General features: G+C 65.4%; 19 protein-coding genes. 8 read left to right on the forward strand and 11 right to left on the reverse strand.

Annotation, left to right across the window (positions count from 1 at the left end; all coding sequences use genetic code 11):
- Positions 1-87: 87 nt before the first annotated feature.
- The gene (locus tag VQ044_RS14235; protein WP_327623266.1) at positions 88-768 is read right to left on the reverse strand and encodes a GntR family transcriptional regulator; all 681 of its coding nucleotides are present in this window, start codon (positions 766-768) and stop codon (positions 88-90) included.
- Between the two features lie 127 nt (positions 769-895).
- On the opposite strand from VQ044_RS14235, the gene tcuA reads away from it, so the two are divergent.
- Genes tcuA through VQ044_RS14255 form a run of 4 tightly spaced genes read left to right on the forward strand, consistent with a single transcriptional unit; the run spans position 896 to position 5,402 of the window.
- On the forward strand, positions 896-2,290 hold the full coding sequence (gene tcuA, locus VQ044_RS14240) for an FAD-dependent tricarballylate dehydrogenase TcuA (RefSeq protein ID WP_327651033.1): 1,395 nt from the start codon (positions 896-898) through the stop codon (positions 2,288-2,290).
- A complete protein-coding gene (tcuB, locus tag VQ044_RS14245; protein WP_327623268.1) occupies positions 2,283-3,407 on the forward strand; it encodes a tricarballylate utilization 4Fe-4S protein TcuB in 1,125 nt (374 codons plus the stop codon). The genes tcuA and tcuB overlap by 8 nt, the downstream gene beginning before the upstream one ends.
- Positions 3,394-4,449 (forward strand): AbrB family transcriptional regulator, encoded by a 1,056-nt coding sequence (locus tag VQ044_RS14250; RefSeq protein WP_327623269.1) that lies wholly within the window; start codon positions 3,394-3,396, stop codon positions 4,447-4,449. The genes tcuB and VQ044_RS14250 overlap by 14 nt, the downstream gene beginning before the upstream one ends.
- Entirely contained in the window at positions 4,446-5,402 is a 957-nt protein-coding gene (locus tag VQ044_RS14255) for a D-2-hydroxyacid dehydrogenase family protein (RefSeq protein ID WP_327647821.1), read from the forward strand. Before VQ044_RS14250 ends, VQ044_RS14255 begins: the two co-directional genes overlap by 4 nt.
- Before the next feature lie 13 nt (positions 5,403-5,415).
- Here the strand turns inward: VQ044_RS14255 and VQ044_RS14260 are convergent, their stop codons facing one another.
- The 3 genes from VQ044_RS14260 to VQ044_RS14270 all read right to left on the reverse strand — a co-directional run bounded on the left by VQ044_RS14260 (position 5,416) and on the right by VQ044_RS14270 (position 9,916).
- Positions 5,416-6,504 (reverse strand): 4-oxalomesaconate tautomerase, encoded by a 1,089-nt coding sequence (locus VQ044_RS14260; protein ID WP_327647822.1) that lies wholly within the window; start codon positions 6,502-6,504, stop codon positions 5,416-5,418.
- A 5-nt stretch (positions 6,505-6,509) separates the two neighbouring features.
- The gene (locus VQ044_RS14265) at positions 6,510-8,519 is read right to left on the reverse strand and encodes a tripartite tricarboxylate transporter permease (RefSeq protein ID WP_327647823.1); all 2,010 of its coding nucleotides are present in this window, start codon (positions 8,517-8,519) and stop codon (positions 6,510-6,512) included.
- 296 nt (positions 8,520-8,815) lie between these two features.
- On the reverse strand, positions 8,816-9,916 hold the full coding sequence (locus VQ044_RS14270; RefSeq protein WP_327647824.1) for a Bug family tripartite tricarboxylate transporter substrate binding protein: 1,101 nt from the start codon (positions 9,914-9,916) through the stop codon (positions 8,816-8,818).
- Positions 9,917-10,085: 169 nt separating this feature from the next.
- On the opposite strand from VQ044_RS14270, the gene VQ044_RS14275 reads away from it, so the two are divergent.
- Together VQ044_RS14275 and VQ044_RS14280 are read left to right on the forward strand one after the other, a co-directional pair.
- The gene (locus VQ044_RS14275) at positions 10,086-10,766 is read left to right on the forward strand and encodes a response regulator transcription factor (RefSeq protein ID WP_327647825.1); all 681 of its coding nucleotides are present in this window, start codon (positions 10,086-10,088) and stop codon (positions 10,764-10,766) included.
- A complete protein-coding gene (locus tag VQ044_RS14280; RefSeq protein WP_327647827.1) occupies positions 10,763-12,139 on the forward strand; it encodes a sensor histidine kinase in 1,377 nt (458 codons plus the stop codon). The genes VQ044_RS14275 and VQ044_RS14280 overlap by 4 nt, the downstream gene beginning before the upstream one ends.
- Before the next feature lie 46 nt (positions 12,140-12,185).
- Here VQ044_RS14280 and VQ044_RS14285 read toward each other — a convergent pair whose 3' ends face one another.
- Positions 12,186-14,156 carry an elongation factor G gene (locus VQ044_RS14285; RefSeq protein WP_327647829.1) on the reverse strand — a complete coding sequence of 657 codons (1,971 nt, stop codon included), beginning with the start codon at positions 14,154-14,156 and terminating at the stop codon, positions 12,186-12,188.
- A gap of 212 nt (positions 14,157-14,368) precedes the next feature.
- Here VQ044_RS14285 and VQ044_RS14290 point away from each other — a divergent pair, with 212 nt between their 5' ends.
- The gene (locus tag VQ044_RS14290; protein WP_327647831.1) at positions 14,369-14,812 is read left to right on the forward strand and encodes a DUF1810 domain-containing protein; all 444 of its coding nucleotides are present in this window, start codon (positions 14,369-14,371) and stop codon (positions 14,810-14,812) included.
- Between the two features lie 84 nt (positions 14,813-14,896).
- Here the strand turns inward: VQ044_RS14290 and VQ044_RS14295 are convergent, their stop codons facing one another.
- The 6 genes from VQ044_RS14295 to VQ044_RS14320 all read right to left on the reverse strand — a co-directional run bounded on the left by VQ044_RS14295 (position 14,897) and on the right by VQ044_RS14320 (position 20,802).
- Positions 14,897-15,829, reverse strand: a complete 933-nt coding sequence (locus tag VQ044_RS14295; RefSeq protein ID WP_327647833.1) for an ABC transporter substrate-binding protein — start codon at positions 15,827-15,829, stop codon at positions 14,897-14,899.
- A gap of 80 nt (positions 15,830-15,909) precedes the next feature.
- Positions 15,910-16,911, reverse strand: coding sequence for an ABC transporter permease (locus VQ044_RS14300; protein WP_327647835.1), 1,002 nt, complete (start codon positions 16,909-16,911; stop codon positions 15,910-15,912).
- Entirely contained in the window at positions 16,908-18,434 is a 1,527-nt protein-coding gene (locus VQ044_RS14305) for a sugar ABC transporter ATP-binding protein (RefSeq protein ID WP_327647837.1), read from the reverse strand. The genes VQ044_RS14300 and VQ044_RS14305 overlap by 4 nt, the downstream gene beginning before the upstream one ends.
- Positions 18,431-19,315: an amidohydrolase family protein gene (locus tag VQ044_RS14310; RefSeq protein ID WP_327647838.1), complete on the reverse strand. Its 885-nt coding sequence runs from the start codon at positions 19,313-19,315 to the stop codon at positions 18,431-18,433. Before VQ044_RS14310 ends, VQ044_RS14305 begins: the two co-directional genes overlap by 4 nt.
- A 10-nt stretch (positions 19,316-19,325) precedes the next feature.
- Positions 19,326-19,775, reverse strand: coding sequence for an RbsD/FucU family protein (locus VQ044_RS14315; protein ID WP_327647839.1), 450 nt, complete (start codon positions 19,773-19,775; stop codon positions 19,326-19,328).
- Positions 19,776-19,869: 94 nt separating this feature from the next.
- Positions 19,870-20,802 (reverse strand): SMP-30/gluconolactonase/LRE family protein, encoded by a 933-nt coding sequence (locus VQ044_RS14320; protein ID WP_327647841.1) that lies wholly within the window; start codon positions 20,800-20,802, stop codon positions 19,870-19,872.
- 239 nt (positions 20,803-21,041) lie between these two features.
- Here VQ044_RS14320 and VQ044_RS14325 point away from each other — a divergent pair, with 239 nt between their 5' ends.
- Positions 21,042-21,995 (forward strand): substrate-binding domain-containing protein, encoded by a 954-nt coding sequence (locus VQ044_RS14325; protein ID WP_327623284.1) that lies wholly within the window; start codon positions 21,042-21,044, stop codon positions 21,993-21,995.
- The last annotated feature ends 32 nt before the right edge of the window (positions 21,996-22,027 follow it).

Genomic DNA, 22,027 nt, shown 5'->3' on the forward strand with positions numbered 1-22,027 from the left:
CCTTTCCCATAGAGCACCTCCTGCTCACAGAGAATCAAACCGAACATCAAATGGGAACCCGTCGATTCAAATTATTCGCCGGATGCTCTAGCCGTGGAGCAGCAGGACGCGGGCGGCCAAGGACCGGCGGATATGCTCGCGCGCGACCTGTTCGGCCGTATCCGCGTCGCGCACCGCGACCGCTTCCACGATCGCCGTGTGCTCCCGGCAAGCCTCGGCGTGGCGGCCTGGAACGGAGTAGGTCGTGGGGCCAAGCAAGGCGATGGCGTCCTGCATCTCCTGCAGCGCCGCATCGAGATAATGGTTACGGGCGGAGGCGTAGAGCGTATCGTGGAAGCGATGGTTGAGGTCGGCGGCCAGGTCGCTCGCTTCGGGGGCGACAGCGGCGAACCGCTGCCCGATGTCGGCCAGCACCTGGTGCTCGGCCGGTGCGCCATGCTGCGCCGACAGACGCGCGGCGGCGCCCTCGAGAATTTCCCGCATGGCGTAGAGTTCGAACACCTCCGCCGATCCGAGACGGCGCACGACCAGCCCTCGGCCGCTCGCAGGCTCGACCAGGCGCTTGGCCAAGAGGCGGCTGAACGCTTCCCTGACGGGCGTTCGGCTGACCTTGAGCCGATGCGCCACTTCCTCCTCGCGTAGCCGATCTCCGGGACGGTATTGGCCGGCACGGAGAGCGTCCCGCAAGGCGTCGAAGACATATTGCGACAGGCCCTGCCGATTGCCTTCGCGCGCGCCGGAACTTGGTGACGCTGCTCCTGTAACCATGACTACGCCTCTCTGAATGCGCCGCCGATGGTGCTGTGAATAGCACGCGGCTGTTGACCAGTGTAGCAACTTGTGTTTTTTCGTATACAAATAAATACGAAGCCAACTTTAACGGACTAGGGCAGCCATGGCGGACTGGGACAAGCGCTGGGACGTGCTCGTGGCGGGCGGCGGTAACGCCGCCCTCTGCGCGGCGATCGCCGCCCGGCGGGAGGGGCGTTCGGTGCTGGTGGTGGAGGCAGCGCCGAAATTCTACCGCGGCGGCAACACCCGGCACACCCGCAACATGCGCTGCGCCCACGATGCCGCGACCGAGACGTTGTCGGGTCCCTATGGCGAGGCGGAATTCTTCGACGATCTGATGCTGGTGACGGCGGGCAACACCGACGAGACGTTGGCGCGCCTGATGATCCGCGAGTCGAAGGCGATGCTGGACTGGATCCAGGAACAGGGAGTGCGGTTTCAACCCTCCCTGGGCGGCACGCTGAGCCTGGGGCGGACCAATTCGTTCTTTCTCGGTGGCGGTCGTTCGATGCTGAATTCGCTCTACCGGACGGCGGAACGGCTGGGCGTCGTGGTCGCCTACGATGCGGAGGTGACGGGGCTGGAAATCGAGGACGGCGCCTTCCGATCCGCGACTGTCACGACGCCGAAGGGAGCGCATCGCGTCGTCGCGGCGAATTTCGTTGCCGCCTCCGGCGGTTTCGAAGCCAATCTCGAATGGCTGAAGGAAGGCTGGGGCGACAAGGCGGACAACTTTCTCATCCGCGGCACGCCCTACAACAAGGGAACGATCATCCGCATGCTGCTTGAAGCGGGCGTCGAACAGATCGGCGATCCGACCCAGTGCCACGCCGTGGCGATCGACGCGCGGGCGCCAAAATTCGACGGCGGCATCATCACGCGGCTCGACTGCGTCGTCTTCGGCATCGTCGTCAACCGGGATGGCGCCCGCTTCTACGACGAGGGCGAGGATATCTGGCCGAAGCGCTATGCGATCTGGGGACGACTGGTCGCGGCGCAGCCCGATCAGATCGCCTACATCATCTTCGACGCCCCATCGCTGGAAAAGTTCATGCCGTCGCTGTATCCGCCGGTCACGGCCGGATCGGTCGGCGAACTGGCGGACAAGCTCGGCCTCGATCGGGAGGCGCTGCAAGACACCGTCACCAGGTTCAATGCGGCGGTCGAGGGCGGCCGTCCCTTCGACCATACGACGCTCGACGGCAACCGGACGCGCGGCCTTGAAATCGACAAGACCAATTGGGCCCAGCGCATTGAGACTGCGCCTTTCTATGCCTATCCGGTGCGGCCCGGCATCACCTTCACCTATCTGGGCGTGCGCGTGAACGAACAGGCGCGGATGATGATGGCCGACGGCCGGACGGCGCCGAACATGTTCGCGGCGGGAGAGATCATGGCGGGCAACGTCCTCCGACAAGGCTACGCGGCCGGTATCGGCATGACCATCGGCAGCGTCTTCGGGCGGATCGCCGGACAGGAGGCTGCCCGCAATGCATAGGACCGATGCCCTTGCCGAGGCCGACCGGCTGATGACGGTTTGCAACTCCTGCCGCTACTGCGAAGGCCTGTGCGCGGTATTCCCGGCGATGGAGATGCGGCGCGACTTCCAGGACGGCGATCTCAACTATCTGGCCAATCTCTGCCATTCCTGCGGCGCCTGCTATTACGATTGCCAGTTTTCTCCGCCGCATGAATTCGCGGTCAACGTGCCCAAGGTCCTCGCCGAAGTCCGCAACCAGTCCTACGAGCAATATGCTTGGCCACAGGCGTTTCGCGGGGTCTTTGCCCGCCATGGCCTGGTCGCGGCATTGCTGGTGGCGCTATCGGTCGCACTCTTCCTGATTGGATTCGTAGCCTGGAACGCGCCGGCAGCCCTGTTCACGGCGCATCTCACGGACGAGAATTTCTACGCGCTGATGCCGCACAACGCCATGGCGCTGCTCTTCGGCACGGTCTTCCTCTTCGCAATCTTTGCCCTGGGCATGGGCGCGCGCAACTTCTGGCGTGACATCGGCGAGCCGGCCGCGACGCTTGCCCAGCCGGCCGCGCTCGCTCGCGCGGCCCATGACGCCGGCACCTTGCGTTATCTCGACGGGGGCGGCGAGGGCTGCATGAACGAGGACGAGGCGCCAACCGATCGCCGCCGAATCTACCACCACCTGACCTTCTACGGGTTCATGCTCTGCTTCGCCGCAACATCGGTCGCGACGCTTTATCATTACGTCTTCGGGCGCGTGGCCCCTTATCCCTGGTGGGACGTGCCGGTCATCCTCGGCACGCTGGGCGGAATCGGGTTGTTGATCGGCCCCGCAGGTCTTCTCGCAGCGAAACTGCGCCGCGACGAGGCGCTGCAGGATGGTAGCCGGTTCGGCATGGATACGGCGTTCCTCGCCATGCTGTTCCTCACCGGCCTGACGGGGCTCATGCTGCTGTTCCTGCGCGCGACCCCGGCCATGGGGGTGCTCCTGGCTGTGCACCTCGGCTTTGTGCTGGCCCTGTTCCTGACCCTGCCCTATGGCAAGTTTGTGCACGGCATCTACCGGTATCTGGCGCTGGTTCGCTATGCCAAGGAGAGCAAGACAATCGAACAGGAAGCCGCCGGTGCCGGGGCATAAAAGCCCCACGCGGCTGCGCAAACAGTTGATCACGCTGATCATCGCCGCTGTTGGCGTCGTGCTGTTCTGGCTGGCGGATATGCCCCTGCCGTTCCTTCTGGGTCCGCTGTTTGCCTGTCTCGCTGCGGCGATGGTTGGGGCAACGCTGGCCGACTCCGGTCAGGTCGGCGTCATGATGCGCACGGTGCTCGGCGTGGCCGTCGGCTCGTCCATTACGCCGGATCTTCTGACCCGCCTCCCCGGCATGGCCTATTCCGTCGCCCTCGTGCCGCTGTTCGTCCTGATCATCGGACTGATCGGGTATCCGTTCTTCCGCCGCGTCTGCGGATTCGACGGGCCGACATCCTACTACGCCGCCATGCCCGGCGGATTTCAGGACATGGTGATCTTTGGCCAAGAGGCCGGCGCGGACATTCGGGCCCTGTCGCTCATCCACGCCACACGGGTTCTGCTGATCGTCACGCTCGTCCCGTTCCTGATGACGTCGATCTACGGTCAACCGCTCACCAACGCGCCGGGTGCTGCGCTGGCGGAAATTCCGGCACGAGAACTGCTCCTGATGGCGGTTGCCGCCCTGGTCGGCTGGAAGGGTGGCGAACGCATCGGATTGTTCGGCGCCTCGATCATCGGGCCGTTGGTCGTCACGGCCGTTTTCAGTCTGCTCGGCCTCATCGAACATCGCCCGCCGGCGCTGGCGATTCTCGCAGCGCAGTTCTTCATCGGTGCCTCGATCGGCGCGAAATACACCGGCGTCAGCTGGCGCGAATTGCGGGTCGACGTCCTGGCGGGCGCGGCTTTCTGCGTACTACTCGGCGTCGTTGCGACGATTTTCGCCGAAGCCGTGGCGCTGGCGGGCTTTGCTCCGGCCGTCGAGGCGCTCTTGTCCTTCGCGCCGGGCGGTCAGGCCGAAATGGCGATGCTGACGATCATCGCCGGCGCGGATCTCGCCTTCGTCGTCACCCACCACATCGCCCGCATCGTGGTGGTGATCGCCGGCGCGCCGATCGTGGCGCATTTCCTGAAATGGAAGGATCGTGAATGAGAATCGCCATTCTCGACGACTGGTCCGGCTCGGCGCTCGACTATGCCGACTGGGCCAGCCTCGGCGCCAGCATCGAGGTGTTTTCCGAGCCCTTTGCGTCCACCGAGGCGCTGGTCGCCGCTCTCCGTCCGTTCGACGTGCTCTGTCTGATGCGCGAGCGCACCCCCTTCCCTGCCCCTGTGATCAAAGCGTTGCCGGCGCTGACGCTGATCGTGACTACCGGCGCGCGCAACAATGCGATCGATCTCGAGGCGGCGCGGGCAGCCGGGATCACGGTCTGCGGCACCCGGGCGCGCAAGACCACGACGGCCGAACTGACGCTGCTTCTGATCCTGGCGCTGTCGCGCAACCTTTTCGGCGAAGCCGGGCGGCTACGCGAGGGCGGCTGGCAGGGGCCGCCGGGGCGCGACCTCGATGGCCTCCGGCTCGGCCTGATCGGCCTGGGGACCGTCGGCGCACAGGTCGCCCGGTTGGCACAGGGTCTGGGAATGCGCGTCAGCGCCTGGTCGCAAAACCTGACAGACGCGCGCTGCGCCGAATGCGGAGTGCCTCATGCGCCATCGCTTGCGGCTCTGATGGGCGAAAGCGACGTGGTTTCGGTCCACCTCGTGCATTCGCCGCGGACCGATCGCCTGATCGGATCGGACGCTTTCGCCGCGATGCGAGACGGCGCCGTCTTCGTCAACACATCCCGCGCCGGAATCGTCGATACGCCGGCGCTCCTTGCCGCAATGCGCGCCGGGCGACCGGCCAAGGCCGGGCTTGATGTCTTCGACGCCGAGCCACTTCCGCAGGACGATCCGCTTCGCGCGGCCTTCGCCGAGTTCGGCGACCGCCTGCTCGCCACGCCGCATCTTGGCTATGTCACCGACGAAACCTGGCGGCTGTTCTACGGTGACACCGTCGAGGCCGTCGCCGCCTGGCGCGACGGCACGCCGATCCGAGAGCTATAGCCACTTCGTCGGCTCAGCGGCTCCAGACCGCGCCGGGCACCATCAGTTGCCCCTTTGCCAATAGGCGCGCCGTACGCAGCAGCCCCGCCGAGCGCAGATCGAAACCGTCGGACCCATGGGTGAAATCGGCCGCGACCTCGATGTTTCCCGAGGCGTGCTCGATCGTGACCACGGCGGGTCCTTCGACCGGACGCTCGGCCAGGCCGTCGGCGACGGTCCCGGGGACCAAGGCGCACGAGGCGAGGCATTGGGCGCCGGTGACGGCCATCGACGGATGACAATTCCAGGGCATGAAGTAGCGGGCCGAGATCGTTCCACCGGAACGGGCGCTACTGAGCAGGCCGAATTTCGGCATCACCGATTTCGACACGTCGCCGAGCCCCATCCGGCGTCCGGCCTCCTGCCGGATCGGCTCCATACGGGCAAAGAAGTCGCGATTGGCGTCGAGTTCCTCGGCGCTCTCCTCGCCGGTCAGGCCGAACGCGTCGGCGCGCGCGATGACGATGGGCATCGCCACGTCCATGCAGGTGACCTCGACCCCGTCGATCACGTCGCGCAGATTGCCGGTCGGCAGCAGCGCCCCACAGGTCGACCCGACCACGTCCATGAAATTGAGCGTCACCGGCGCCGCCGTCCCCGGCACGCCGTCGATGCGCGCATCGCCATCATATTCGACGAATCCGTCCGGCGTCTGCACGATCGCTTCGATCCGCGCTTCGGTATTGACGGCCCGGATGCGCACCGGTGTCTGCGGACCCTTGATACCGACCAGCCCCATCTCGATCGCGGCGGGGCCGACACCGGAGAGGATGTTGCCGCAGGTCGGCTTGAAGTCGACCAGGCCGTCGAGCACCGAAACCTGGGCGAAGAAGTAATCTACCTCGGCCCAGTCGTCTTCGGACCGAGACAGCATGGCGACCTTGGTGGTCACCGCCGCGCCGCCCCCGATTCCGTCGATGTTGAGCTTGTGGCCGGAGCCCACGGCCGCGACCAGCACCCGCGCCAGTGACTCGCGGTCCTCGGGAAGATCCTGCCTCGCGATATAAGGGCCGCGAGAGGTCCCGCCGCGCATGAACAGGAAAGGGATTTCGGTCTGCCGCATTGATGCTACCTCAAAGGCCAAGGGAGATCGACGGCCGATTGCAGCCATCCGCTCGGGAAATTAAGCGACAGGGCGTTGGCCAGGAAGGTGAAGAAGACCATCGCCACCGCCGTCAGGAGCAGTGTGCGCGTCCAGCCGGCTTGCGCCCGCACCCGCAGAAACACCAGGAAGAAGACCAGCGCGCCCAACCAGAATCCGATCAGGGCGGTGATGGCGACCAACGCCGCGATCCAGAGCGCTCCGGCCCAAGGACTGCGAATATCGTCCGCGCCGACATGATCGCCGTGGACCTCGTGATCGAAGATCGCCGGATTGGCATTCTCGCCGAGCACGAGCACCCCGAGCAGCAGCAACGCGAACAGACCGGCGACAGCCGCGCTGCCCATCGGGAAGACCGCCCCGAGGAAGGATTGCCCGGCCGCATCCCAGATCGCATAGGCAAAGATCGCGACGACGAGGGCGGCAAACGCGATCTGCGGCCCGCGGTCGGCCAACGGCGCGCGCCCCGAAACCGAGACGGCGGTCTCGGAGGCACCTGCCGGAGCCGGGGCGCCGGTGTCGTCGACGCGGTTGCGCACGCCGAACCAGATCGACAGCGCCGTCAGCGCGCCGATGATCAAGACGCCGGGACGGCTCAGGAACTCCCAGCCGTAGAACTGCACTGCCTGGTAGAGGTAGGTCTCGGCCTGCGGCGCCAGCACGAAGCCGATCAGCATCGCCGGACGCGGCCAGCCGAACCGCTTCATCAGGACGCCAAGCACGCCGAGCACCAGTAGCGCCACCAGATCGGCCAGGTCGCGCGTCGCCTGAAAGGCGGCGAAGGAAATCACCGCGATCATGAACGGGGCGAGCAGCGGAAACGGAATCGTCGTCAGCCGCGAGATCGGCTGCGCCAGTGCGATACACAGCCCCGCGCCGATGACATTGGCAAGGGCAAGCGACCAGATAATCGAATAGGTGATGTTCAGATCGGAGGTGACCATCGAGGGGCCAGGCTCGATGCCGATCAGCACCATGCCGCCGAGAAACACCGCCATCGACCCGGATCCGGGAATACCGAAAAGCAGCGTAGGCAGCAGCGCACCGCCCTCCTTGGCGTTGTTGGCGCTTTCCGGAGCGATCACGCCGCGAATATCGCCGTGGCCAAATCGCGAGGTGTCCTTGGTCGTCTGCACCGCATGACCGTAGGCGATCCAGTCCACCACCGATCCGCCGAGGCCGGGGATCGCGCCGATGATGCAGCCGATGCCGGCGCAACGCAGGCTAAGGAACCAGTGGCGCATCCAATCGCGGACGCCCTCGAACCATCCAGCGCCGAGAGCGACCCCACCGGTGATCGATTGATTGCGGCGCAGCAATTCGGCGATCTCTGGAAAGGCGAAGAGCCCAAGGCCGACCACGACCAGCGGCACGCCGTCGTAGAGATAGTCGAAGTCCAGGATCATCCGGAATTCGCCGGTGGCGGGCGCGCCACCGACGGAGCCGAGCACCAGCCCGATCCCGCAGGCCGCCAGCCCCTTGGCAAGACTGCGGCCGGCGAGCACGCCGACCATGGAAAGGCCGAACAACGACAGCATGAACAGCTCGGCGGAGCCGAATGCGAGGATGATCGGCCGTGCGATCAAGACGAATCCGGTCAGGACGACAGCCCCGAACAGGCCGCCGAAGAGCGAGGAGACGAAGGCGGCCGAGAGCGCCCGTGCGGCCTGGCCCTGCTTGGCCAGCGGAAAGCCGTCGAGCACGGTGGCCTGGCTGGCGCTGGATCCGGGAATGCCCATGAGGACCGACGCGAAGGTGTCCGAGGTCGGGATGACCGCGATCAGGCCGATCAGCATGGCCAACGCGGTGACCGAGTCCATACCGTAGAGAAACGGGATCAGCAGCGACAACCCGGCGATGCCGCCGAGGCCGGGGAAGACGCCGATCGACAGGCCGAGCAACACCCCGAGCACCATGTAGAACATATGCTGCCACGTCAGGAGTTCGGCGAGTGCCGAAACGAAGACGTCGAACATGGCGGTGACCTCCCAGCGCCGCGTTAGAGCGCCGTGCGTCCATTCGAACGCACAAAGGACGCTCTAACACTTTGATTGAGCATCGAAATTATCCAAAAACCGGATTCCACTTTTTGGTCCGATGCTCCAGACTCGTAGCGGGCGGCCCCTGCGAGCCGCCCACCACATCACATCAGGGGGTCAGTCGTCGCTCAGCTTGACGTTGTATTCCGTGCCCAGCATGTCGACGACCNTCCGATGCTCCAGACTCGTAGCGGGCGGCCCCTGCGAGCCGCCCACCACATCACATCAGGGGGTCAGTCGTCGCTCAGCTTGACGTTGTATTCCGTGCCCAGCATGTCGACGACCTGGCTGCGCAACTCGGGCGAGATCGTCGTACCTTTGTCGTACAATGCCTGCGCCGGCTTGCCGGTGACCTGCTCGTAGGTGCCCAGGACCGGCTCCTTGGCCGACTGGTATTCGGGATCGGCCTTCATCTGGGTCACGGCGTCCTGATAGGCGGCGACGATGTCCTGCGGCGTATCCTTGGGCAGGAATACCATCTTCTGAGCCGGAAAACCGGCGGTGAAGAAGGCGAAATAGGCATCGAACTCCGGACCCGAAGGCGCTTTTCCGGTCAGCATTTCGTAGGCTTCACCGAAATGCGGCAGGTCGGGAAAGGTCGGATCGCGGACGAGATTGCCGTCCTCGTCCAGCGCGCCCCAGGAGAACAGCGGAACCGCCTTTCCCTCGTCGACCAGCGGCTGCACGTTCTTCAGATAGGCCGAGGACGTCTGGTAATCGATGTTGACCTCGCCGCGCTCGAAGGCGAGGCGTCCGTCGCCACGGCCCTTGAAGCCGAAGACATGCTGGACGTCGAGGCCCATCATCTTGAAACCGAGCAGCGGAACCAGATCGAGCGAGGTGGCGCCCTGGCTCGCATAAACCAGCTTCTGGTCCTTCAGATTGCCGATGTCATCCGCTGTCGGAACCAGTTCGGGAGAGGCATAGACGACGCCCCCGGTCGGCGCGGCCATGACGATCTTCCACTCCTTGTATTCATAGCGGACGCGCGGATCGCCCAGAAGATACGGGAACTGGGTCGAGCCCGACGTGCCGAGGATGGTCAGGCCGTCCGGCTTTGCGCGGCTGGCGAAGAGGTTGGTGCCCTTGGTCGAACCACCGCCCGGCTCGTTGACCACGACAACCGTGGGGTTGCCGGGCAGATATTTGGAGAAGAACGGCGCGTTGAACCGCGCCCAGGTGTCCGAACCGCCACCCGGCGAGAACGGGATGATCCATTCGATGGTCTTGCCCTCGAACGAAACCTCAGCCGAAGCCGGCCCCGCAACGGTGAGCGCGGCGAGTGAAGCCGCGATCGCCAGCGTCGCGCGGCGCGTGAAACTGTTAAGTGTCATTGGGTCCTCCCAGACCGTTGCATTGATCGTCGAGAGCAGATGACGGTATCCCGCGCTCCGCGTCTCCTCTCCCATAGATCTGCCGGCGTCGTCGAAATCGCGGGGCCAGCTTGATCCGGGCCTGTTTATCCGCGCAACCTGTCTGAACCCTGTCAAGGGCCGGAGGACCATGCGAATTGTATTGATCGAAGACAATGAGAGCCTGGCGCGCGGAATCGCCACGGCGCTGCGCGATCTCGGACATGCCGTGGACTGCCTTTTGGACGGCAGCGATGGTGCCACTTATCTCGCCACCCAAGGCGCCGACGTCGCGATCGTCGATGTCAACCTGCCGGGGCTGAGCGGCTTCGATCTGGTCCGGGCATTGCGGCAACGCGGGGATTCCACGCCGGTGCTGATGCTGACGGCGCGGGGCGAGACAAGCGATCGGATCACCGGGCTGGACGCCGGCGCCGACGACTATCTGGTCAAGCCATTCGACATGGCCGAGCTAATCGCCAGACTGCGTGCGCTTGCACGGCGGCTACCGGGCTTGCGGCCCGTCGAGGAAACGCTCGGCCGGCTCCGGTTCGACCACGGGGCGCGGCAGCTGTTCGGGCCGCAGAGCCCGATCGACCTCGCGCGGCGCGAACTCGCGCTGTTCGAGTATCTGCTGCAAAATCTGGGGCGTGTGATCGCGAAAGAGCAAATCGGCGAGGCGTTGTATGGCGTCGGTTCCGAGATCGAACCGAACGCGGTGGAACTGGCGGTGTCGCGGCTCCGACGCAAGCTGCGCGAGACCGGCGTCGAAATCCGCACGGCTCGCGGGGTGGGCTACATGCTTGATGCCGGCAATGACGGGCAGCAATGAACCGCTCGCTGCGCTCTCGGCTGTTCCTGCTGATCGTCTTGCCACTGGTCGTCGTCGCCGGCTTCGCCGCCGTGGCTCGCTATGTGATGGCCGAGCGGACGTCGCAGACCCTCTACGACAATACTCTCCTCGCCGTCGCATTGGCGATTTCCCGCGACGTCGTCCTCAGCGAAGGCGATCTCCTGTCCGAGCAACTGTTGGAATCGCTGACCCAAACGCTTGGCGACGCCATCTATTACGAAGTCACCGGCCCCGGCGGACGCTTCGTCACGGGATATACCAACTCGCCGCCGCAACCGGGAACCGAAGAAATCGCAAGCGGCGTTCCCGCCTTCTTCGACGCGGAATATTTCGACGCGCCCGTTCGGGCGGTCATTCTCCGCGAATTCATCTCCGAACCGCAATTCGGCGGTTGGGTGACGGTCAAGGTCTGGCAGACCGTCCGCCAGCGCGACGCGCTGAGCTTGCAACTGGCTATGGAGGCGTCGACCCTCATGGCAGTGGTAATCGTCGCTGCGGGCGCCTTCGTCTGGTTTGGCATCAATTTCGGCTTGCGGCCGTTGCTGCAATTGCGCGAAGCCGTCGAGCGCCGTTCGCAGGACGATCTGAGCCCGATCCGGCGAACTGTGCCGCGCGAGGTCAAGAGCCTCGTGCGGGCCATGAATGCGCTCTTCCGGCAGCTCTCCGACGCCTTCGCGGCGCGGGACGCCTTCATTTCCAACGCGGCGCACCAGCTGCGGAACCCAATTGCGGCGATCCTCGCCCAAGCCGAGGCGGCCGAGGCGGCACCGCCGGACGCGGATTTGCGCGGACGCGTCTCGGAGGTCGCCGAAGCGGCCCGGCGTACCGCACGCCTGACCCAGCAACTGCTATCCTTGGAACGGGCGCGCGGCCTCCCGCCCGGATCGAGCGAGGGAAAAATCGAACTCGCGAAACTGGCCGCCGACATATTGCGCGGACGAGCGGCTGCCGCATTGCTGCGTGGAATCGACGTGTCGCTGGACGTGGCGGGGGAACCGGTCCTGATACGAGGCGATCCGGTGTTGCTCGGCGAGGCCCTCGAGAACCTTCTCGATAACGCCATCCGATACGGATGCCGGGACGGCGGTGCTGTCCGGGTCGCGGTCCGATTCGAGCCGGGAATTGTTCGTCTGGCCGTCGAAGATGACGGGCCGGGCGTCCCAGCGGACCAACGAGACCGCGTCTTCGAGCGGTTCCAGCGCGGTGTCGACGACGGGGTGGAAGGCTGCGGACTCGGCCTCGCCATCGTGCGCGAAATCGTCGAGCGGCACGGCGGACACGTCTGGTTGGCCGACGCGCCAGGTGGCGCGCGGTTCGTCATCGAATTGCCTGTCGCGAGGGCCGCTGGGTAACGCATGGGTTCGACCCGACCGGTTTGGACCAACAACGGCGACGCGGCTACCTTGCGGCTACCCTTTCGCCACGGGCGCCGCCGTGCGCCGCGATGATGCGGTCGGCATCGCGACCGTAAACCTCCTCATAGTGGTCGAAGGCGCTTTCGAACCAGCCGATGCCCTGGGTCGCTGATCGGAGCGCCTGCCCCAGTTCCTCCAACGCGACGGCGGGAAGTCGCGTACGCAGCAGATCCCAGCCGCGTGCGTCCGGATTCGGTTCGAAGCCCAGCACGCGCCCCTTCAGCGACGAGATCATCGCGACGAGCGCGCCGGTATAAAGGGCGGGCGCGTGGATAGCGGCCTCATGGATCGGCTGCAGCAACATCGGGACCGCCTCCGTCAGCGCCTCGGCGACCGCCGCTCGCCCCGCCGCGCGAAAGGCGAAGTCCGAGCTGTCCACCGCATGGTATTGCCCATCGGTCAGCGTCACGGCGATGTCGACCACGGGAAAGCCGAGCGGCCCTGACGCCAGCGCGTCCCGTGCTCCCGCCTCGATCGAAGGGATGTAGTTTCGCGGCACGGCACCGCCCTTCACCGTTTCGTCGAAGCTGAAGCCGCCTCCCCGCCGGTTTGGCCGCACGGTCAATTTGACGTCGGCGAACTGCCCCGCGCCGCCGGTCTGCTTGCGATGGCGATGGTGGATGCTGGCCGGTCGGCTGATCGTTTCGCGCCAGACGCCGTCGGGCGCGTGGTCCGAGGCCTTCACGCCGAACTCCTCTGCCAGCATGCCGAGGACGCGGCGAAGGTGCATCGGCCCCTGGAGATGCACGACAAGCGCGCCCGTCGCCCCCTCCTGGCCCACCGCCAAGCCCGGATCGTCCTCGGCGATGCGGGTAAGGGCCAAGGAAAGCTTGGCCTGGTCGCGATCGTTCTCTGGCGCGAGGCTGCGCACGAACATCGGTTCCGGTGAGCAGGCCCAGCCGGGCGGATCGCCGCTCCGGTCGGCGAAGAGCAGCCGGCTAGCGGCAAGGTGATCCGACTTGAGCGCCAAGGCGATACCACCGACCGGCAGCGGCGACGGCGCCGGTTTGCCTATCCCCACCTGCATGAGCGCGCCCAGATTTCCGCCGGCGAGCGAGGCCCCGGCGCTCATCCCGTCGACAAGCGCCCGAAGAATTTTCTCCTTGCCGAGATGCTTTCGGTACTGGGCGTGAAACGTGACCGCCATCGGCCCCGCCTCCCCCGCTTCCGATCCGCCGACCAGCCGCTGCCGCAGTGCATCGACGGAAGGGGCCTCATGGCGCAGCAACTTCATCAGCCGAACGACACCTGCACCATGCAGCGCGGAGCCGATCAGCGCCGGGTTCGCGCGGCTCTCGGCCAGAGCCCGGCAGCAGATCGCATAGAGGGCGCCTGTCGCCGGTTCGCGGTCCTCAACGATCTCCTCGAGCAACCAATCGTCGAATTCGGATAGGTTCTCCAGCAGCTCCGCCCGCGCCTCATGCTCACGCGCCACGGCACTCTCGGGAACCTCGACCAGAGCGGACGGTCCTCCCTCCTGGTAGCGCCAGGCGCGCTCGGAGACGAGATCGACCGCGCCGACGACCTTCTCGCCGTCGCGGATCGGGATCTGGCGAAGCACGATCGGGTGGCTGCAATAATCCTGCAGCCCGGCCACGATGTCGCGCAGTCGGGCGCGAGTTTCATCGATCCGGTTGACGAAGACGAGACAGGGCGTGCCCGATGCCTCCACTGCCCGGAAGAACGGCGCCGTGAGCACGGCGGCCTCGGGATCGGGCGAAACGACGATCACCGCCGCATCGCTGGCCAGCAAGGCTGCGCGCGCTTGCGGCAGGGTCTCGATGTCCCCCGGGCAGTCGATGGCGCACCACGGCTCGTCCATGAAGGCGAAGGAAACGATGCCGAGACCGTCACGGGTCTCGAAGCGCTCGCCCACAGCTTGGGGCCCGGCGAGCCGATTGACGAGTGTGGTTTTCCCGGCACCTGCCGGACCGAGAACCGTGAAGCAGCGCATGATCGGCTCCTTTACGCGTCGCACTCGCGGCATTCGGGCGCCCCGCGCTAGGACGACCGCGACGAGTTCCAGGCAGAATGTCGCAAAACGGGCCCGCCGTCGATCTTGTCGGTGAAAAGGGCGCCCAAGGGCGTTCTTTCCCAAGACCTTCATTGATGCGAGATTGCAGGCGCCGACCGGATGGAATTCGACGCCGAACCAGGGAGCAACCCGTGGAAGCCACCGCCCCCTTCGATCTCGCGCGCTTCGTAAGGGCTCAGGCGCCGGTCTTCGACACTGTCGTCGACGAGCTGAGCGCGGGACAAAAGTGCGGCCACTGGATGTGGTTCATCTTCCCGCAATTGCGCGGCCTGGGGCGTTCGTCGATGGCTGAATTCTACGGCATCGGCTCGCTCGACGAGGCACGCGCCTATCTGGCCGATCCTATCCTCGGACCGCGGCTCATCCTTTGCACGCAAACGGTACTGGGAGTGCGGGACCGCACCCTCCGCGCCATCTTCGGCTCGCCCGACGACATGAAATTCCGCTCCTCCATGACCCTGTTCGCACAGGCCGTCGAAGCGGAGGGAAGTCCGTTCGCTCTGGCGCTCCAACACTATTGCAGTGGCAATATGGATGAAGCGACGCTGGCGCGGTTGGCTGCCGCCGGGACATAGATCGCGACGGCAGCCCACCAGTTCGGTGTATGCTTCACCGCTCCGCAAGGACTCACGGCCTCGCGGAGCGGTCCGGCATCCAACTTAGTCGTAGAGAACCGCGGCGATCTCCGGATCGTCGATGGTCGCCTTGTCATAGTAGAAGAAGCCGGTGTCGATATTCTTCTCGACGGTCTCGCCCTTGGCGGCTGCGACGGCCGCCTTCACCGTCTCGTAGCCGATGCCGACCGGATTCTGGGTAATAGCACCCGCCATCGATCCATCGCGCACGGCCTCTTTCTGAGCCGCGCCGGAATCGTACCCGATCACCACGACCTCGTCCCGGCCCATCTCGCGCTTGCCGTTGAGAACCCCGATGGCCGATCCCTCATTGGCGCCGAAGATACCGGCGAGGTCGGGGTTGGCCTGCAGGATCGACTTGGTGATCTCGGTCGACTCGAGCTGATCGCCACCACCGTATTGTACCGAGACGATCTCGATGTCGGGATGCGCCTCCTTGATCCGGTTGCTGAAGCCCTCGACGCGGTCGATGCCGGTGCGGCTGGTCTGGTCATGCGCGACGACCGCGACCTTGCCCTTGTCACCGATCAATTCCGCCATTTTGTCGGCCGCGAGCGCCGCGGCGGCGACGTTGTCGGTCGAAGCGGTCGCCATCGGAATATCGCTGTCGACGCCGGAGTCGAAGGCGATAACCGGGATACCAGCATCCTTCGCCTGTTGCAGAAGCGGAATCGCCGCCTGGCTATCGAGCGCCGCGAAGCCGATCGCGTCCGGCTTCTTCGCCAGCGCGGCCGACAGCATGTCGATCTGGCGGTCGACCATGGTTTCGTTGTCCGGACCCTCGAAGCTGACCTCGACGCCAAGCTCTTCGGCCGCCTTGACCGCCTGCCAGAACTGATGCTGGAAGCCCTTCGAGATCAGCGGTACATACATCTTTTCCTGCGCCGTGGCTGCTCCGCCTGCGGCCAAGAGGGCTGCGGCGCTGATCACGCCGAGAATGACTCGTCTGGTGAACATGATTTTTCCTCCGGGTTGCGTTTGCTTGCTGGGTGATGTCGTCGGGGCGCGGTTCGCCCTCTTGGTTGTTGTCGGCTTCGCTATATCCGGCGGCGACGCATCATGTCGGCATAGACCGCCAGGATGATGATCGCGCCGGTGACCACCGTCTGCCATTCCTGCGCCACCGACAGAATGCGCAGGCCGTTGGTGAGCACGGCCATGATCAGCGCGCCGATCAGCGTGCCGAGGATGGTGCCGCGCCCGCCCGACAGCGACGTGCCGCCGATCACGACGGCGGCGATCGCCTCCAGTTCGTAGCCGAGGCCGAGCGCCGGCTGGGCCGAGTTGAGACGCGAAGCGATGAGCAGTCCGGCGATGCCGCAGATCCCCCCGGACAGAGCATAGATCGCCATCTTCCAGGCGTCGGTGTTGACGCCCGACAGCCGGACCGACTCCTCGTTGGAGCCGAGCGCGAAGGTGTATCGGCCGAGAACCGTCCGCTCCAGAATGTAGCTGACGGAGAAGGCGGTCAGGAACAGGATCAGCACGCCGTTCGGGATCGGCAGAGCGGGAATAAGGTCGCCGATCAGCGAACCGCGGGAGATCTCGGTGAAGCCCGGCGTGTCGTTGAAATAGATCGGCCGCGTTCCCGAGATCACCAGGGAAAGCCCCTTCAACATCAGCATCATGCCGAGCGTGGCGATGAAGGGAGGAATCTTCATCTTGGCGACAAAGGTGCCGGAGAGGAGTCCGCTCAGCGCGCCGGCGCCGATTGCGGCGATGATGCCCAGCGGCAGCGGCAGCCCCCAATAGGTCAGCACCACGCCGGCGATGACTGCGCAAAACGTCATCAGCGTTCCGACCGAAAGGTCGATGCCGCCGGTGATGATGACCAGCGTGACACCGACCGCCAGCACGCCGTTGACCGAGGTCGCCTGCAGGATGGCGATGATATTGGTCATCTGCATGAAATTCGGCGAGGCGAGCGAAAAGCCGATGAGGAGAAGAACCAGACTGGCGAAGGCCAGCAGCTTTTGATGCGCGCCGGTATTCAGAAGGCGGGCGGCAAGGCCCGGCCGCGCAGCGTCGACCGTGGTCATGCATGTTCTCCCACTGGTTCCATCGCGCTCTCGCGCATCGTCGCGAGGCGCATGATGTCCTCCTGGCTGGTGCCGGAACCGCCGGGCAGAATGCCGGTCAGCCGCCCCTCGCACATCACCGCGATCCGGTGGCTAAGTCGCAGAATTTCCGGCAATTCGGACGAGATCACGATGATCGCGCGCCCTTGTTCGGCAAGGCTGTTCAGGAGCTTGTAGATCTCGCTCTTGGCGCCGACATCGATGCCGCGTGTCGGCTCGTCAAAAATCAGGATGTCGCAATCGCGCAGCAGCCATTTGGCGATGACCACCTTCTGCTGGTTGCCGCCGGACAGAAGCCGCACCTCCTGCCGGTCGGAGGGCGTGCGGATGCCGAGCCGGTCGATATAGCGGCGCGCGGCCTCCCCCATTCCGTTCTCGTCGAGCATTCCGGCGCGGCTGGTGAAACGATCGAGGCTCGCGATGGCGATATTGGCGCGCACGTCCATGGACACCGCCAGCCCGAAATGCTTGCGGTCCTCGGAGAGGTAACCGATCCCCGCCTTGACGGCGTCGGCCGGACTGCGAATGGAGCACGTCCGCCCATGCACCAGGATGTCGCCGCAATCGCGCGGATCGGCGCCGAAGATCGCCCGCGCCACCTCGGTGCGGCCGGCGCCCATCAGTCCGGCAAAACCGAGAATTTCCCCCTTCTTCACGGCAAAGCTGACGTCGCGAATCTCCCGGCCGCGGCTAAGCCCGCGCACTTCCAGCGCGATCTTGGCGGCGGACAAATCCGGCTGTGCCGCCGCCTCGTCGCTGAGGGCGCGGCCGACCATCATCGCGATGATACGGCTGACCGGTGTGTCGGCTGCGGAGACGGTTCCGACCGTCTCGCCGTCGCGCATCACCGTTACCCGGTCGGCGATCCGCTTCAACTCATCCATCTTGTGCGAGATGTAGACGATGCCGACCCCTTCGGCCTTCAACCGCCGGATGATGATGAACAGCTCCTCGATCTCGACATCGTTAAGCGCTGCCGTCGGCTCGTCCATGATCAGGATGCGCGAGCGAAACGACAGTGCCTTGGCGATTTCGACCATCTGCTGCTTGGCGATGGTGAGACGCTCGACCTTGGTGCGCGGGTCGAGCTTGAGGTTCATCCCGGCGAAGATGTCGGCGGCCTGCCGGTTCAGCGCTGCCTCGTCGAGTCGGCCGAAGCGGCGGCGCGGCTCGCGCCCGATGAAGATGTTCTGCGCGATCGTCAGATCGTTCATCAGGCTGAGTTCCTGATGGATGATGCCGATGCCGAGATCCTGCGCCGCGCGCGGACCGTCGATCTCGACCGCATTGCCCTCGACCTCGATCTCGCCGCCGTCCCTCGGGTAGATCCCGGAGAGGATCTTCATCAGCGTCGACTTGCCGGCGCCATTCTCGCCCATCACGGCGTGAACCTCGCCCGGCAGAATTTCGAGATGCACATCCTTCAGGGCATGCACGCCGGGGAAGCGCTTTTCGATTCCGGTCATCTGGACAAGCGCGGTCATGCGGCGGCCTCGCCCAGTCCGTAGAAGGTCACGGCGTTATCACCGAGAATGGCGGCCCGCTCGTCGGAAGAAAGCGGCTCCAGCAGCGCGTCAGTGATCCGAACCCATCCTTCGTGCGGTGCGGCCAAGGTCAGCACCGGCCAGTCAGAGCCCCAGATCAGGCGCTGGGGGCCAAACCAGCCAAGCAGCTTGTCGAGGACCGGGCGCAGAACGGCGAGCGCGACCGCTTCGCTTTCCCGCTGATCGGGGCGCATTTCGGTGAGCAGGCCCGACAGCTTGCAGACCGCGTCCGTCTCGCGCGCCATTCTTTCCATCCCCTCCTCCCAAAGCGCATGCCTTGGGTCGTCCGCAGCCGCGCCAAGGGCCGGTTTGGCCGCATGATCGATGATGATCGGCAAGTCGGGGCGGCGTTCGGCGAACCGCAGAAGCCGGTCGAGATGCACCGGCAGCACCAGAGCGTCAAAGCGAAGGCCGAGCCGGTCGAGCGCATCCAGAGCCCCGGTATCGGGCGCCGTCAGCAACCAGTCCGGATCGGCGATGTCCTGAAGCATCGGCCGGATGGATTTCAGCGTCGGGTTTTGCGCCAGCGTTTCGAGCCGCTTGGCGGCCTCGGGCGAAGCGAGATCGGCCCAGCCGACCACGCCCGCGATCTCGGCGTTGTCTGTGGCGAGCGCCAGCATGAAATCGGTCTCGGCGTCGCTCGGCGCGGCCTGCACCAGGACGACGCGTTCGATCCCCGCCGCCGTTGATAGCGGGCGCAGATCGGCGGGCGCGAAGTCGCGGCGGATCGAAGCGAGAGCCGGATCGCCCGACTGCAGCCAGCCATAGTCGCCGCGCGACAGGCGCCAGAAATGGCAATGGGCGTCGATGCGGGCGCTCATGCCGACATCCTCAAGCCGTCTTGTCGGGCGGCGATATCACACCCTTGCGGATGATGAAGTTGCCATAGAGCCGCCGCTCGGCGGTCTGGACGATGGCATAGGCCCGCTTGGCCTCGTCATAAAAGTCGAAGCGCGGGACGCCGGTGATGTCGGCGCCCTCGGCCGCGAAAAACACGGCGGCCTCCGCGATCACCTCGGGCACCGCCTGAGGATCGCCGACCACCTCCATACAGCGCACCGCCCCCGGCTCGAAATTATCGATCGGCAACAGGCTCAGCACCGCCTCGACCGCTCGCGGCACGGCGCAGTCGACACGGATCGCCAGCCCGTGAACGGTCTCGCGCGCCACCGATTCTGCCGGGAAATTGGCGTCCACCAAAACGATCTCGTCGCCATGCCCCATCGCCGCGAGCACCTGGAGAAGCTCCGGATTCAAGAACGGGTCGATCCCCTTCAGCATGATTTCATTCCCCCTCCGATGGCCTCTTCCCTTGGCGGTTTGAACTCCGTCGTCCCGTCAAGTCCCCTTCATCGCTGTTCATGTTCTCCCAGCCTCATGAGATTTGCGCGCCACATCGGGTCGTGTCCACTGCATAAATCGCACTGGTCGCGCAAATGAACAGCCGCGACCGACCCGGACCGCCGAAGGTCAGATTGGCGACGACCTCCGGCACCAGAATCCGGCCGAGCCGCGCGCCGGACGGCGTCAGACAATGGATTCCGTCGGCGGCCGAGACCCACAACAGCCCCTCTGTGTCGACGCGCAGCCCGTCGGGCACACGGTCGATGTCGGCGACAACGCGGCTGGCGCCAAGCCGGCATCCGTCGACGACCTCCAGCGCGCGCACATGATGCGGGCGTCTGTCGTCGGAACCGAAGCCATGCCCCATCGCCCGTCCGGAATCGGCGATATAAAGCGTCGTCTCGTCGGGCGAGAAGGCGAGGCCGTTGGGCCGGTCGAAATCGTCGGCGACACGCTCGACCGCGCCGCGCGCCGGGTCGATCCGGTAGACATGGTTGCCGCCGATCTCGCTCTCGGCGCGGATGCCCTCATGGTCGGAGACGATGCCGTAGGGCGGATCGGTGAACCAGATCGAGCCGTCGGATTTGACCACGACGTCGTTGGGCGAGTTCAGGCGTTTGCCCCGCCAATGGGTGGCCAGCACCTCATAGCCGCCATCCATCGTCGTGCGGCTGATGCAACGCCCGCCATGTTCGCAGGAAATCATCGCCCCGGTGCGATCGCGAGTATGACCGTTGGTCCACTGCGCCGGCTGGCGGAAGACCCGCAGCCCGGCCTGCTCGGACCACGCCATCATCCGGTTGTTGGGAATGTCCGAGAACCGCAGCTCCGCGATCTCGTCGAACCACACTGGGCCTTCGGCCCAGATGAAGCCCTCCGCAATCCGCTCCAGTGTCGCGCCCGCCAGAAAGAACGACGCAAAGCGCGCATCGTCTGAGGAAAGAAATGCCTGTTCCGTCGCCATTCCTTGTTCTTCCCCACACCGTCTTTGTTCGGTCCGGCCCCGTCTCCACCAAGTGCCATCGGGGCAACCGATTCCACGGCCGTTGACCCAATCCTGGCCCAGCGATAGCGTATCATCGCTGCACACGTGTGCAATGGCTTGGGTCGCATGCGCGGTCGCAAGACTTCGACCGACCCTCAACGATAACAAGTTGGGCGCACATGCTGGGAGGCAGGTGCGAGCCTGAGAGGGAGGACATCATGAAACTGTTTTGGTCGAAATCGCTGCTGGCGGGCGCCGTCGCGGCGTCGCTGCTAGGCGCCTTCGGGGCGGCGCACGCGCAGGAAAAGGTGACGATCGCCTCGTCGATGCCGGCGCTCGAATTTCCGTTCTTCGTGCATATGCAGGACGCCCTCACCAAGAAGGCCGCCGAGATCGGCGGCATCGAACTGATCGCGACCGACGGGCAGAACAAGACCACCAAGCAGACCGGCGACGTGGAAGCGGCGATCATTCGCGGGGTCGGCGGCATCATCATCAGCCCGCTCGACTCGGTGGCGATGGCTCCTGCGTTGCAGCAGGCCGTCGACGCCGGCATTCCGGTCGTCACCATCGACCGCCGGGTCGAGGGCGTGCCGGGCATTCTGGCTCATGTCGGCGCCGACAACGTCATCGGCGGCGAAGCCCAGGGCAAGCTGATCATGGAGCTGTTTCCGGACGGCGCCCGGATCGTGAACCTCCAGGGCCAGCCCGGATCAAGTCCCGCGATCGATCGCAACAAGGGTCTGCACAACGTGCTCGACCCGGTGTCCGATAAGTATGAATTCGTCGCCGAGCAGACCGCCAATTTTGCCCGCGAAGAGGGCGCGTCTGTCACCGAGGCGATCCTCGCCGGTCTCGACAGTCCGCCGGATGCGATCGTCGCGGCCAATGACGACATGGCGCTCGGGGCGCTTCAGGTGACCCAGGAACGGGGTTTGAGCGTCCCGATCCTCGGCTTCGACGCGCTGCCGGAAGCGCTGGCCTCGATCCGCGACGGGGGCCTTGCCGCCACGGTAGAGCAATTTCCGGGCGGACAGAGCAGCACGGCGCTTCAGGCGATGGTCGACTATATTCGGGACGACAAGAAACCGGAGAGCCTGATTCTGCTGCAGCCGATCGCGATCACCAAGGACAATCTCGACAAGGCCGAACGCCTCGGCGAGATCCAGTAGTCCTCACGGGTCGAGAGGGCCGGGCCCCTGCC

Origin of the sequence: Aurantimonas sp. C2-5-R2, from assembly GCF_036549495.1 — a bacterium.
Classification (GTDB): domain Bacteria; phylum Pseudomonadota; class Alphaproteobacteria; order Rhizobiales; family Rhizobiaceae; genus Aurantimonas; species Aurantimonas coralicida_A.